Origin of the sequence: Amycolatopsis sp. CFH S0740, from assembly GCF_004522315.1 — a bacterium.
Lineage (GTDB): Bacteria > Actinomycetota > Actinomycetes > Mycobacteriales > Pseudonocardiaceae > Amycolatopsis > Amycolatopsis nivea.
Window position 1 is genome coordinate 326,478 of record NZ_SDLS01000002.1, and the last position, 13,078, is coordinate 339,555.

Here is a 13,078-nt window from a genome sequence, read left to right on the forward strand (position 1 = left end):
CGGTCGGTCAGCGCCGCGACACCGGCTCGCCGACACGCATCGTGGGCGCGAGGAAACCGACCGTCACCACGAGAGCGCCGATCACGGCGAGCGTCCAGTGCAGGCCGATCCCGCCGCTCAGGCCGCTGACCAGCACCGGACCGGCGAGGAACCCGAGGTACCCGCACGCCGCGACGGCCGCGATCGCCCGGCCCGGCGCTTCCGGCTGCTTGCGTCCGGCCGCGCTCCACGCGAGCGGCACCATCCCGGACACGCCGAGCCCGACCACGGCGAACCCGATCACCGCGACCACCGGCACCGGAACCGCGACCACCAGCAGGAACCCGGCGACCGTCACCGCTGTAGCGACCCGCATGAACAACACCGCACCAACGCGCTCCACGACCCGGTCGGCCACCGTGCGCACCGCGATCATGGTGATCGAGAACGCGAAGTAGCCCAGCGACGCGACAGCCGCGCTCGCCGTGGTGACCTCCCGGAGGTAGACCGCACTCCAGTCGTTCACCGTGCCTTCCGCGACGAACCCGCAGAACGCGATCACGCCCAACGGGATCAATGCCTTGCTGGGCAAGGCAAACGCCGCCTCGCCCTGTCCGCGATCGGCACCCGGCAAGAACTGCGAAGCGGCGAAGATCCCGAGCACGAGCAGCACGACGCCAGCACCGGTGAAATGCGCTTCGACCGGCACTCGCCAGACCTCCATCAGCGCCGCGAGCCCCGAGCCCGCCAGTCCGCCGATGTTCCAGAACGCGTGGAACCCAGCGAAAATTGGCCGTCCGTAAACCTCTTCGACGCGCGCGGCGTGCGCGTTCATCGAGACATCCAGCAGGCTGTTGCCCACTCCGAGCACCACGAGGGCGGCTACGAACAACGGCGCGTCCGGCGCGAAGGCGACGAGGGGCAAGCCGCCGCACAAGACCGTGGCCCCGAAAAGAACCCCGCGCCGGCTGCCAATCTTCGTGATCAACGGTCCCGCGGCCAGCAAGGCGACGACCGAACCGGCGGCGAGCCCGAAAAGGCCGATCCCGAGCTCTCCTGCGCTGAGGCCGAGTTTTCCTTGTACCGCAGGAATTCGAGCCGCCCACGAAGCGAATGCCGCACCGCACACCGCGAAAACCACGGAAACCGCGGCACGCGCGCGCTGTGTCTCCCCCATCCATCCCCCTGACACGAGAAAGGGCCACCCGGAGTTTTCCAGGTGGCCCTTCAGATCCTCGTTACTTCGACTTCGTCGCGGTGCTGCTCCGCTTCGCCGGCGCCTTCTTCGCAGTAGTCGACTTCGCCGCCGCCGACTTGGTCGTGGTCGACTTCGTCGCGGTGGACTTCGCCGGTGCCTTGCGCGTCGTCCGCTTCTTCGGAGCCGGGCCCTTCGCGCGCTTCTCCGCCAACAGCTCAGCGGCGCGCTCCGCGGTGAGTTCCTCGATGCTGTCGGACTTCCGCAGCGTCGCGTTGTACTCGCCGTCGGTCACGTACGGGCCGAAGCGGCCGTCCTTGACCACCATCGGCTTGCCCGACACCGGGTCGTCGCCGAGTTCCTTCAGCGGCGGACGCGCGGTGGCCGACCGGCCGCGCTGCTTCGGCTCCGAATAGATCTTCAGCGCCTCTTCCAGCGTGATCGAGAACAGCTGGTCCTCGGTCTGGATCGACCGCGAGTCCGTGCCCTTCTTCAGGTACGGCCCGTAGCGCCCGTTCTGCGCGGTGATCTCGTCGCCCGACTCCGGGTCCTTGCCCACGACGCGCGGCAGCGAAAGCAGCTTCAGCGCGTCGTCGAGCGTGATCGTCTCGATCGACATCGACTTGAACAGCGAGCCCGTACGCGGCTTCGGCAGCTTCGCCTTCGCGGCCTTCTTCTGCGCCGCCGTTGCGTCCTCAGACAGCTCCGGCTCAGGCAGCAGCTCCGTGACGTACGGGCCGAAGCGGCCTTCCTTCGCCACGATCTCGTGCCCGCTGACCGGGTCGGTGCCCAGCACGCGACCTTCCTGCGGCGTCGCGAAGAGCTTCTCCGCGATCTCCGCCGTCAGCTCGTCCGGCGGCAGGTCTTCGGGCAGGTTCGCGCGCTGCGACTCGCCGTTGACCTCGCGCTCCAGGTACGGCCCGTAGCGGCCGACGCGCACCACGACCTGGTGCCCTTCGGCGTCGCTGAACATCGGGATCGAGTTGATCTCGCGCGCGTCGATGCCCTCGACGCTGCCGTCGACCAGCTTCTTCAGCCCGCCGAGCCGGCCGACCGAACCCTCGACGCCGAAGTCGCCGCCGAAGTAGAACTTCGACAGCCATTCGACGCGGTGCTCGTCGCCGCTGGCGATGCGGTCCAGCTCGTCCTCGAGACCGGCGGTGAAGTTGTAGTCCACCAGCCGTTCGAAGTGCCGCTCCAGCAAGCCGATCACCGCGAACGCGACCCACGACGGAACGAGGGCGGAACCCTTCTTCCAGACGTAGCCGCGGTCTTGGATGGTCTTGATGATCGACGCGTACGTCGACGGGCGGCCGATGCCCAGCTCTTCCAGCTTGCTGACCAGGCTCGGCTCGGAGTAGCGCGCGGGCGGCGACGTGGAGTGGCCGTCCGCGGACAGCTCGGGCGCGGTCAGGCCCTGGTCCTTGACCAGCACCGGAAGCCGGCTCTGCTTGTCGTCGGCCTCGCCGCCCGCTTCGGAGTCGACTGCCTCGACGTACGCCTTCAGGAAGCCGGCGAAGGTGATCGTGCGGCCCGAAGCGGCGAAGGTGCACTCCTCGCCGGTCGTGGCGGTGCCGATGATGCGCACCGACATCGTGGTGCCCTTCGCGTCCGCCATCTGCGACGCGATCGTGCGCTGCCAGATCATCTCGTAGAGCCGGAACTCGTCGGTGTCCAGCTCTTTCGCGACCTGGCCCGGCGTACGGAAGACCTCGCCCGACGGACGGATCGCCTCGTGCGCTTCCTGCGCGTTCTTCACCTTGCGCGTGTACTGGCGCGGCGACGGCGAGACGTACTCCTTGCCGTACAGCTGCGTTGCCTGGCTTCGCGCTGCCGTGATCGCCGACTCCGACAGCGTCGTGGAGTCGGTACGCATATAAGTGATGTAACCGTTCTCGTACAGCTTCTGCGCGACCCGCATCGTGCGCTCGGAGGTGAAGCGCAGCTTGCGGCCCGCCTCCTGCTGCAGCGTCGACGTCATGAACGGCGCGTACGGCTTCCGCGTGTACGGCTTCTCTTCGACGCTCGCGACCTTGAAGTCGCGGTTCTGCAGCCCCTGGGCCAGCGCCCGGGCGTCGGACTCGCCGAGCACGCGGATGTCCGCGGTGTTGCCCTTGAGCTGACCGTTGGAGTCGAAGTCCCGGCCCGTCGCGAGGCGCGCACCGTCGACCGCGATGAGCCGCGAGGGGAACGTACGCGGCGAAGCGTCTTCGCCGGCGTCCATGGTCGCCGAGATGTCCCAGTACGACGCCGAGGTGAAGCGCATCCGCTCGCGCTCGCGCTCCACGACGATCCGCGTCGCCACGGACTGCACGCGGCCCGCCGAGAGCTTCGGCATGACCTTCTTCCACAGCACCGGCGAGACCTCGTAGCCGTAAAGCCGGTCGAGGATGCGGCGGGTTTCCTGCGCGTCGACCAGGTCGGCGTCCAGCTCGCGGGTGGCCGCGGCGGCGGCCTGGATGGCCTGCTCGGTGACCTCGTGGAAGACCATCCGGCGCACCGGGACCTTGGGCTTCAAGGTCTCCAGCAGGTGCCAGGCGATGGCCTCGCCCTCGCGGTCGGGGTCCGTCGCGAGGTAGAGCTCGTCGACGTCCTTCAGCAGCCCCTTCAGCTCGGTGACCTTGGACTTCTTGTCCGGGGTCACGATGTAGAGCGGCTTGAAGTCGTTGTCGATGTCGACGCCGAGCCGGGCCCACGATTCGCCCTTGTACTGCGCGGGGACGTCAGCGGCGCCGCGGGGCAGGTCCCGGATGTGCCCGACGGAGGACTCGACGACGTAGTTGCCGCCGAGATAAGGGGCGATCTTGCGGGCCTTGGTAGGCGACTCGACGATCACCAGCCGCCGTCGATCGGCACCGTTGCCCCCGGCGCCGCTCTTCTTGGTCCGTGTTCCTGCCACGCTGCCCTGCTCTCCACTCATCTCCGCGCCGCCGCAGCGGCGCTCTCACCCCTGCACCAGAGGGGTACTGCGCCCGCGTCTCGACCTGTCAGTGTGCACGTCCCCAGTGTCCGCGCAGCGCCGAGGTGCCCTGACGAGCCGCCGGGCCCTTGCCCGTCGGATCGCCGCTGACCTCGGCGATGTTTCCTTTCCACACCTAGCACGTGATATCGGACACGTGCCGTGCAGGGTAACCGGTCATACCACCGATACCCTCCGTTAGACGGTGGCGGGTCCAAGGACGTCGACGGTTCACTTATTCCTCCCCCCAGCCGAAAGGAACCCACCATGATCCGCCGACTGGTTGGCACCGCGATCGCTATCACGGCGACGTTCGCGCTGGTCACCGCCCCCGAAGCGAGCGCGGCGACCACCACGTTCACCGGTGCCGTGGCGCTGTCCAACTGCTCTGGTTCGGTCGTGAAACCGGCCGCCACGCCAATGGACGCGCCCGCGATGGTGCTCTCGAACGGGCACTGTCTCGAAGACGGCATGCCCGATCCGGGGCAGGTGATCGTCGGGCAGCCTTCGAACCGCTCGTTCGACCTGCTGTCGCCGGACGGCCAGAGCTCGGTGGGCACCGTGACCGCGACCAAGGTCGTCTACGCGACGATGACCGACACTGACATCTCGCTCTACCAGTTGAGCGACACCTACGCCGACATCGAGCAGAAGTACAGCGTGCCGCCGCTCGAACTGGTCAACACCCATCCGCAGGCGGGCACGCCGATCGACGTGGTGTCCGGGTACTGGAAGCAGATCTACTCCTGCTCGATCGACGGTTTCGTGCACGAGCTGCACGAGAACAACTGGGTCTGGAAGGACTCGATCCGGTACGTGCCGGGCTGCGCCACTATCGGCGGCACGTCCGGATCGCCGGTCGTCGACCGCAACACCGGCAAGGTCATCGGCGTGAACAACACGTCCAACGACGACGGCCAGCGCTGCACGCTGAACAACCCGTGCGAGGTCGACGAAGCGGGCAACGTGACCGTGCGGCCGAACTACAAGTACGGCCAGGAGACCTACGGAATCCCGGCCTGCCTGACCCCGGCCAACGAGATCGACCTCAACCAGCAGGGCTGCACCCTGCCGAAACCGTAAGACAAGTCCTCGGAAAGGTCCCTCGTCGCTCCGCTGAGCGATGGGGGACCTTTTTCTGCGCGGCGCTACCCCACAGCCTCCAGTAAATACTGTGAAGGACTCTCCGCCGGAGCGCCTCGGCGCGGCTCCCCCGCCGTCCGTTCGCGGCGTTCCCCGGCCGGCGGCAGCTCCGGCCACGCCGCCTCCGCTCCCGCCGGAGGTTCGCCGATCAGCTCCAGCAGACCGGCCAGCCTCCGCCGCCCGCTGACGCGCACCGCGGGCTGCTCCGCCTTCGGTCCGAGCAACCGTGCCTGGACGCCCAGCGGCTCGAGCACGGCCAGCAGCTCCTCGTGCATTCCCGGGGCCAGCGGATCGACGCCCAGCAGGTAGCCGCCAGGTTCGGGTCGACCTGCCGCGAGCGCCCACATCCGCAGCATCGCGCCGCTCAGCCGGAAGCCGCCGGGCACCGCCTTGCCCGAATCGTCCTCCGCCGGACCGGTGTGTCCCGGCCGCAGCCACTGTTCGGCGAGCCCGAGCAGATCGACCCGGAACGACGTGCGCACCTGCGGACTGCCGCAGTCGGCCACCGCGACCTGCGCGTCCGCACCCCGGCTCCGGCATTCGCGCGCCAGCACCCGAGCCCGCCACGACTCCTCTACCAGCACCGACAGCCGCGCCGCCGTGCGGCCGAACCCGGTGATCTGCCCTTGGCAGCACAACAGCCCGGCCAGGTCTGGCAGGCCCGGGCCGGTTGCCTCCGCCGAGAACAGCGAGATCGTCCGATCCACGCCGCGATGATAGAACACAAGTTCGATTGAAGGCGAGCGTCACGCCGAGGTTTTTCCCGGGCACGCAGTGTTGCCGGTATAGTAATACCGGCATTGGGGGTTCCGTTGTTCGAAGTCGCCGAACGCGTCCGGGTGCGTGCCGAGCTGATCGCTGCGGCCCGCCACGACACGGACATCGCAGGTGCCGCGCTGGTCGGATCGGCCGCTCGCGGGACCGAGGACCGCTGGTCGGACATCGACCTCGTCCTTCAGCTCGCGGAGAACGCGGACGAACCCGCAGTCGTCGCACGCTGGACTCATTCGCTCGACGAGATGTTCGGCGTCGCCGACACCCTCGACGTGACCTCGCGCGAAGGAGTTCGCTACCGGGTCTTTCTCCTCGACTCCTCGCTCCAGGTCGACTTGTCGTTCTGGCCCCACGAGCTGTTCCGGGCCACCGAGGACGGTTTCCAGCTCGTTTTCGGCCAGGCCAACGAGCCGACCCGCGCCGCGGAACCGGGCAGCGAGCAGGTGATCGGCATGGCCTGGCTGTACGCGGTGCACGCCCGCTCGGCCATCGCCCGCGGACGGACGTGGCAAGCCGTCCTGATGCTCGACGACCTTCGCGACCAGATCATCGCGCTGGAATGCCTGCGGCACGGCTTGAATCCTTGGCACGGACGCGAAGTCGACCGGCTGCCCGAACCGGTGCTGGCGACGCTGCGAGACGGCCGGGCGGCGTCGGTCAGCCTGGCCGAGCTCGAACGGTCTCGGCAGGCGCTGCTTCAGCACTACCTGTCCGCCGTCGCGCACCATGACGCGGAGCGTGCCGCCGCGCTTCGTCGGGCGCTCGATCCTGATCAGCGTGGCGCGGGCGGGACGACCAGCTGCTGACAACCCGCCGCGCGCTTGCCCGCCGCGGACAGGGCTGGCGTCGCGTCCAAGCCCTTGAGGACGTCGAGCCGGGAAATCTGGTCGATAGCCGATTTGGCGTCGTCCAGCGCCGCTTTCACCGCTGCCGGATTGTCGGCCGCGTCGAGTTTGCCGCGCACCTCGTTCGCCTGCTGCCGCACCGAAGCGAACTGGCCGAGCAAAGCCGTGCGCGCTGGTTCGCCGCCGGGCAGCGGCGCGGGACCGACCCGGTGCAACCCGGACACGGTCTGGTCGATGCCGCGGGCGACCGATGCCAGAAGATCGCTCGACGTGCGAGTGGCCTGCGCTGACGAACTCGGATCGATCGAAGGCAGATTCGCCAGCGCACGAACCAGGTGCGTGACCGCCCCGCAGTATCCGTCGGCCCATTTCGCGGCCGGATCGGACTGGCCCGCGGTTTCCGAGTGCCCGCCGGACACGACCTGCTCGGTCGGCGGCGGCGGTTGCCCGCAGCCCGTGAGCCCTATCCCGATTCCTGTTGCCAGCGCGGCTAAACCGGTCCACCGCGGCCGCACCCGCACCACTCCTGTCCGTCGAGATCCGTGTCCTCCGCACGGTACCGACCCGCCAGTAGTCCGCAACTCGCCCCGGGGAGCGGACGCGAACGGGCCCGGCACGCACGAGGCGTACCGGGCCCGAATGGAGCAACGCGTCAGGCTTTCGCCTCCGCCGGAGTCTCCGACATGACGCTGCCGCGCCGCTTGGACACGACGATCGCCGCGACGATCACCGCCACCGCGACGACCGCGATCACGATCCGCCACGTGGTGTCCGCGCCGCCGCCGAGCGTCAGCGTGACCACCGCGGGCGCGATCAGCACCGAGACCAGGTTCATGACCTTGATCAGCGGGTTGATCGCGGGACCGGCGGTGTCCTTGAACGGGTCGCCGACGGTGTCGCCGATGATCGTCGCCTCGTGCGCGTCGGAACCCTTGCCGCCGTGGTTGCCGTCCTCGACGAGCTTCTTGGCGTTGTCCCAGGCGCCACCGGAGTTGGCGAGGAAGATCGCCATCAGCGTGCCGGTCGCGATCGCGCCTGCCAGGTACCCGGCGAGCGCACCGGTGCCGAGACCGAAACCGACCGCGATCGGTGCGAAGACGGCCAGCAGACCCGGCGTCGCCAGTTCCCGCAGCGAATCGCGGGTGACGATGTCGACGACCCGGCCGTACTCGGGCCGCGTGGTGCCCTCCATGATCCCGGGGATGTCGCGGAACTGGCGGCGCACCTCGTACACCACCGCGCCGGCGGCACGCGAAACCGCGTTGACCGCGAGACCGGAGAAGAGGAACACGACCGCCGCGCCGACGATCACGCCGACCAGCGTGTTCGGGCTGACCACCTGGTTGACGAACGAGGACACCGCGGTGACCGCGCCCTCGCCGCGTTCGGCCACGGTCTTCGCGATCGCGTCCGAATAGGACCCGAACAGCGCAGTCGCCGCCAGCACCGCGGTGGCGATCGCGATGCCCTTGGTGATGGCCTTGGTGGTGTTGCCGACCGCGTCCAGTTCAGTGAGGATCTGCGCGGCCTTCTCGTCGACGTCGCCGGACATCTCGGCGATGCCCTGCGCGTTGTCCGAGACCGGGCCGAAGGTGTCCATCGCGACGATGACGCCGACGGTGGTCAGCAGGCCGGTGCCGGCCAGCGCCACCGCGAACAGCGCGACGCCGCCGCCGAGCAGGTAAGCGCCGAACACGGCCGCGCCGATCACCAGCGCGGTGTACACGGCGGACTCGAACCCGACCGAGATGCCGGACAGGATCACCGTCGCCGCACCGGTTTCCGACGTCTTGCCGACGTCCTGCACCGGCTTGTGCTCGGTGCCGGTGTAGTAGCCGGTGATGCGCAGGATCAGCGCGGCGAGCACGATGCCGATGATCACCGAGACCGTCGCGATCACCGCGGGGTTGCCGGTGTTGTGCGCGTAGCCCTCGCCGAATTCGGCGAAGCTGTTCGGCAGGTACACGAACGCGGCGATCGCCGACAGCACCGCGGAAATGACCGCGGAGATGTAGAACGAGCGGTTGATCGTGACCAGGCCGCCCTCGCCCGCGCGCGCCTTCGTGATGTAGACGCCGATCACCGCGGTGATCACGCCGATGGCCGGCACGATCAGCGGGAAGATCAGGCCGGACGCGCCGAACGCGGAGCTGCCGAGGATCAGCGCGGCGACGAGCATCACCGCGTAGGACTCGAAGAGGTCCGCGGCCATGCCCGCGCAGTCGCCGACGTTGTCGCCCACGTTGTCGGCGATCGTCGCGGCGTTGCGCGGGTCGTCCTCGGGGATACCCTGCTCGACCTTGCCGACCAGGTCGGCGCCGACGTCGGCGGCCTTGGTGAAGATGCCGCCGCCGACCCGCATGAACATGGCGATCAGCGCCGCGCCGAAACCGAAGCCCTCCAACACCTTCGGTGCCTGGCCGGTGTAGACGAGCACCACGACGGCCGCACCGAAGAGGCCGAGCCCGACGGTGATCATGCCGACCACGCCGCCGGTGCGGAACGCCACGCGCATCGCCTTCTCGCGCCCGCCCTCCTCGCGCGACGCGGCGGCCACGCGCAGGTTCGCCTGCGTGGCCAGCCACATGCCGAGGTAGCCGATGGTGAACGAGAACGCCGCCCCGACGAGGAAGAAGATCGACCGGCCGATCCGTTCGCTCCAGTCGTCCGCGGGAAGCGCGAACAGGAGCAGGAACACGATCACGCCGAAGATGGCGAGGGTGTTGCGCTGCCGCTTCAGGTATGCGGCCGCACCTTCCTGCACTGCCTTGGCGATGTCCTGCATCTTGGCGGTGCCCTGGCCCGCGGCCAGCACCTCCTTGAGCAGTACGTAACCGATGGCCAGTGCGACAAGGGCGACCACGGCGACCACACCGACGATGGTGTAGCCACCCCCGGAGAGCGTGATACCGCCCTCCGCGAGGAACTGCCGGGACATTCGTCCTCCTGGGAACGCCGTTTGGCCAGCGCGGGCCCGTCGTACCCGGCGCGCCTGCGCTGGCGTGGATCTGTGCCGAAGGACACGCTAGCCGTGCAAGCAATGCACGTCTCACATGACGCTCGCCACAGTGGGTGTGGATCGAGGGAGTGTATTGGTAGTGATCTGCGCGTCCGCAATGCGTCCCGGCGACAGCACGTTCGGTAACCTTGTGTGATTGGTCACTGGATCGATCTCGGCCCGGTTTTGTCGGTGCCCTGTGCGAAGCTTCGGCACGTGGTGGGAGAGCGAGGACGGAGGCTGCTGGACCGGGTCACGGCAGGGATCCCGGCGCACGAGAATCCGGTGACGCACGTGTCCCGGCTGCCGGAACGCGCGGCCCGGCACGAGCCGTGGCCGGAGTGGGCGGAGCCGTCGGCGGTGGCCGCGTTCCGCGCGGCCGGAGTCGAAAAACCGTGGCGGCACCAGGCCGAGGCCGCGTCGCTGGCGCACGCTGGCACGCACGTCGTGGTGTCGACTGGAACCGCGTCGGGGAAGTCGCTGGCGTATCAGCTGCCGGTGCTCAGCGCATTGGCCACGGACGCGCGGGCGACGGCGCTGTACCTCTCGCCGACGAAGGCCCTCGGCGCTGATCAGCTGCGCGCGGTGTCCTCTTTGGACGTCGCGGGCGTCCGCGCGGCGGCGTTCGACGGGGACACCCCGATGACAGAGCGCGACTGGGTCCGCGCACACGCGAACTGGGTGTTCAGCAACCCCGACATGCTGCACCGCGGCATCCTTTCGGCGCACTCCCGATGGACGCAGTTCTTCCGCCGGTTGCGGTACGTCGTGGTCGACGAATGCCACAGTTATCGCGGCGTCTTCGGCTCGCACGTCGCGCTGTTGCTGCGCCGCCTGCGCCGGGTGGCGGAGCACTACGGCGCTTCCCCGGTCTTCGTGCTGGCTTCGGCGACCACTGCTTCGCCAGCCTCCTTCGCCACCCGGCTCACCGGCGTGGAGTGCGCCGCGGTCACCGACGACGCGTCGCCGCGTGGGGCGCGGACGGTCGCGTTGTGGGAGCCGCCGCTGCTCGACGAACTGACCGGAGAGAACGGCGCACCCGTCCGCCGTCCGGCTGGCGTCGAGACCGCGCGGATTCTCACCGAACTGGTCGTCGAAGGCGCTCGGTCGCTGGCGTTCGTCCGCTCCCGCCGCGGTGCTGAGCTGACCGCGCTGGGAGCACGCCGTCTTCTGTCCGAAGTGGACCCTCGGTTGGCGGATACCGTTGCCGCGTACCGATCCGGCTATCTTCCGGAAGAGCGGCGCGCCCTGGAGCAAGCCCTGCTTTCGGGTCGGCTGCTGGGTGTCGCGACCACGAACGCCTTGGAGCTGGGCGTCGACATCGCCGGCCTGGACGCCGTGGTTCTGGCTGGTTACCCCGGCACTCTCGCTTCGTTCTGGCAGCAATCCGGCCGCGCCGGACGTTCGGGCGACGAAGCGCTCGTGGTGTTCGTCGCCCGAGACGATCCGCTCGACACCTACCTGGTGCACCACCCGGCCGCGTTGCTGGAACGCCCGGTGGAAACCGCGGTCCTGGACCCGACGAACCCTTACGTATTGGGCCCGCAACTCGCGTGCGCCGTCGCGGAGCTGCCGCTCACCGAACCGGAACTGGAAACCTTCGGCGGCGAGGCGGCCCGCGCGGTGCTGGCGGATCTGGCGGAGGAGAAGCTGCTGCGCCGCCGTTCCAGCGGCTGGTACTGGACTTCGCGCGACCGCCCGCACGGGGAGGTCGGCATCCGCGGCTCAGGCGGCGACCAGATCGCAGTGGTGGAAGCGGACTCCGGCCGAATGCTGGGCACCGTCGATCCGGGGTCGGCTTGCTACTCCGTCCATCCCGGGGCGGTGTATCTGCATCAGGGATCGTCGTATGTCGTCGATGAGCTGGACCTGGAGACGGGCTTGGCGCTGGTGCACGCGGAGGACCCGGACTGGACGACTTCGCCGCGCGAGATCGTGGACATCTCGGTGCTGTCGACCGAAGAACAATGCCGCCACGGCGGAGTGACGGTGTGCCTGGGCGAGGTCGCGGTGACGTCGCAGGTGGTGGGGTATTTGCGAAGGCGGCCGTCAGGTGAGGTGCTGGACCACACGCCGCTCGACCTGCCAGAACAGAGCCTGCACACGAGAGCGGTTTGGTACACGGTTTCTGGTGAGCTGCTGGAGTCTCCGGGTGGGGGTGGCGGCGAAACCGCTGCTGGGTTGACGGGCCGCGGGGCGGGAAGCACATCGCCAACCACTGTGGAGAAGGGCGCGACCATTGCGGGATCGGTAGCGAGCCAGGGGGTTCGTGGACCGACAGGGGCCGAGGGCACGTCACCGACTGGCGGGAATTCCGGCGGCACGGATGCGGTGTCGGCGGGAGAACCGGCAGGGACGGGGATCGCATCGCCAGCCGCCGAGGGAACCGACGGGACGGCTCCGTCCAGTCGCGCTGCCGGAGAATCGGCGGGGACCGAGAGCGTGCCGCCAACCGACGGAGCAATCGACGAAGCCGCTGCGGGGTCCGCATCCAGTCAAGCGGGCGGGGAACCGGCGGGGACCGGGAATGCGTCGCCAGCCGCCGGGGGAATCGGCAGTACCGCTGCGGGGGCAGCGGACCGTCGTGCGGCTGGAAAACCGGTGGGGACCGGGGGCGCCTCGTCGGTTGTCGGGGTAACCGGCGAAGTTTCGGGCGATCCGGCGGATGGGCGGGGGCCCGGTGCCGGGGACGAGATCGGTGGTGCGGTGGGACCGGCGGGGACCGGGGGTGCTGGCAGAGCACCGGGGGGCGCCGGGTTGATTCCGGCGCGCGTCCCCGGTGCCCTGCATGCCGCCGAGCACGCGGCGATCGGCCTGCTACCGCTGTTCGCTACGTGCGACCGCTGGGACATCGGCGGGGTGTCTACCGCGTGGCACGAGGACACCGGGGAGGCGACGGTGTTCGTGCACGATGGGCATCCCGGGGGTGCGGGGTTTGCCGACCGCGGTTATGCCGCGATTGTCCCGTGGCTGGCCGCTACGCGGGAGGCGATCGTCTCCTGCGAGTGCCCGACGGGCTGCCCGTCCTGCGTCCAGTCGCCGAAGTGCGGGAACGGCAACGATCCGCTGGACAAGGCAGGGGCGGTGGCCGTACTGGGAGCCGTGCTCGGGGCGTTGCGTCAGCACGGGGAACAGTGCGGCCACGGTGGAGCGTGAAAACTTTCTTCGGTTGTCGCGTGCTGCCT

General features: G+C 69.2%; 8 protein-coding genes. 3 read left to right on the top strand and 5 right to left on the bottom strand.

All coding sequences use genetic code 11. The features are described from left to right. Positions 1-7: 7 nt before the first annotated feature. Both EIZ45_RS04835 and topA read right to left on the bottom strand, forming a co-directional pair. Positions 8-1,156, bottom strand: coding sequence for an MFS transporter (locus tag EIZ45_RS04835; protein WP_167756344.1), 1,149 nt, complete (start codon positions 1,154-1,156; stop codon positions 8-10). Between the two features lie 61 nt (positions 1,157-1,217). Beyond that, positions 1,218-4,094 (bottom strand): type I DNA topoisomerase, encoded by a 2,877-nt coding sequence (gene topA / locus EIZ45_RS04840; RefSeq protein WP_205669814.1) that lies wholly within the window; start codon positions 4,092-4,094, stop codon positions 1,218-1,220. A gap of 306 nt (positions 4,095-4,400) precedes the next feature. Here topA and EIZ45_RS04845 point away from each other — a divergent pair, with 306 nt between their 5' ends. Then, on the top strand, positions 4,401-5,216 hold the full coding sequence (locus tag EIZ45_RS04845; protein WP_037808335.1) for a serine protease: 816 nt from the start codon (positions 4,401-4,403) through the stop codon (positions 5,214-5,216). Positions 5,217-5,281: 65 nt separating this feature from the next. On the opposite strand, the gene EIZ45_RS04850 is transcribed toward EIZ45_RS04845, so the two are convergent. Next, positions 5,282-5,983 carry a hypothetical protein gene (locus EIZ45_RS04850; RefSeq protein WP_134662022.1) on the bottom strand — a complete coding sequence of 234 codons (702 nt, stop codon included), beginning with the start codon at positions 5,981-5,983 and terminating at the stop codon, positions 5,282-5,284. A 93-nt stretch (positions 5,984-6,076) separates the two neighbouring features. On the opposite strand from EIZ45_RS04850, the gene EIZ45_RS04855 reads away from it, so the two are divergent. Beyond that, the gene (locus tag EIZ45_RS04855; RefSeq protein ID WP_240690556.1) at positions 6,077-6,856 is read left to right on the top strand and encodes a nucleotidyltransferase domain-containing protein; all 780 of its coding nucleotides are present in this window, start codon (positions 6,077-6,079) and stop codon (positions 6,854-6,856) included. Here EIZ45_RS04855 and EIZ45_RS04860 read toward each other — a convergent pair. Together EIZ45_RS04860 and EIZ45_RS04865 are read right to left on the bottom strand one after the other, a co-directional pair. Beyond that, on the bottom strand, positions 6,823-7,410 hold the full coding sequence (locus EIZ45_RS04860; protein ID WP_037808339.1) for a hypothetical protein: 588 nt from the start codon (positions 7,408-7,410) through the stop codon (positions 6,823-6,825). The genes EIZ45_RS04855 and EIZ45_RS04860 overlap by 34 nt on opposite strands. Positions 7,411-7,547: 137 nt before the next feature. Continuing rightward, on the bottom strand, positions 7,548-9,833 hold the full coding sequence (locus tag EIZ45_RS04865; protein ID WP_037808341.1) for a sodium-translocating pyrophosphatase: 2,286 nt from the start codon (positions 9,831-9,833) through the stop codon (positions 7,548-7,550). A gap of 276 nt (positions 9,834-10,109) precedes the next feature. On the opposite strand from EIZ45_RS04865, the gene EIZ45_RS04870 reads away from it, so the two are divergent. After that, the gene (locus tag EIZ45_RS04870; protein ID WP_167756345.1) at positions 10,110-13,049 is read left to right on the top strand and encodes a DEAD/DEAH box helicase; all 2,940 of its coding nucleotides are present in this window, start codon (positions 10,110-10,112) and stop codon (positions 13,047-13,049) included. The last annotated feature ends 29 nt before the right edge of the window (positions 13,050-13,078 follow it).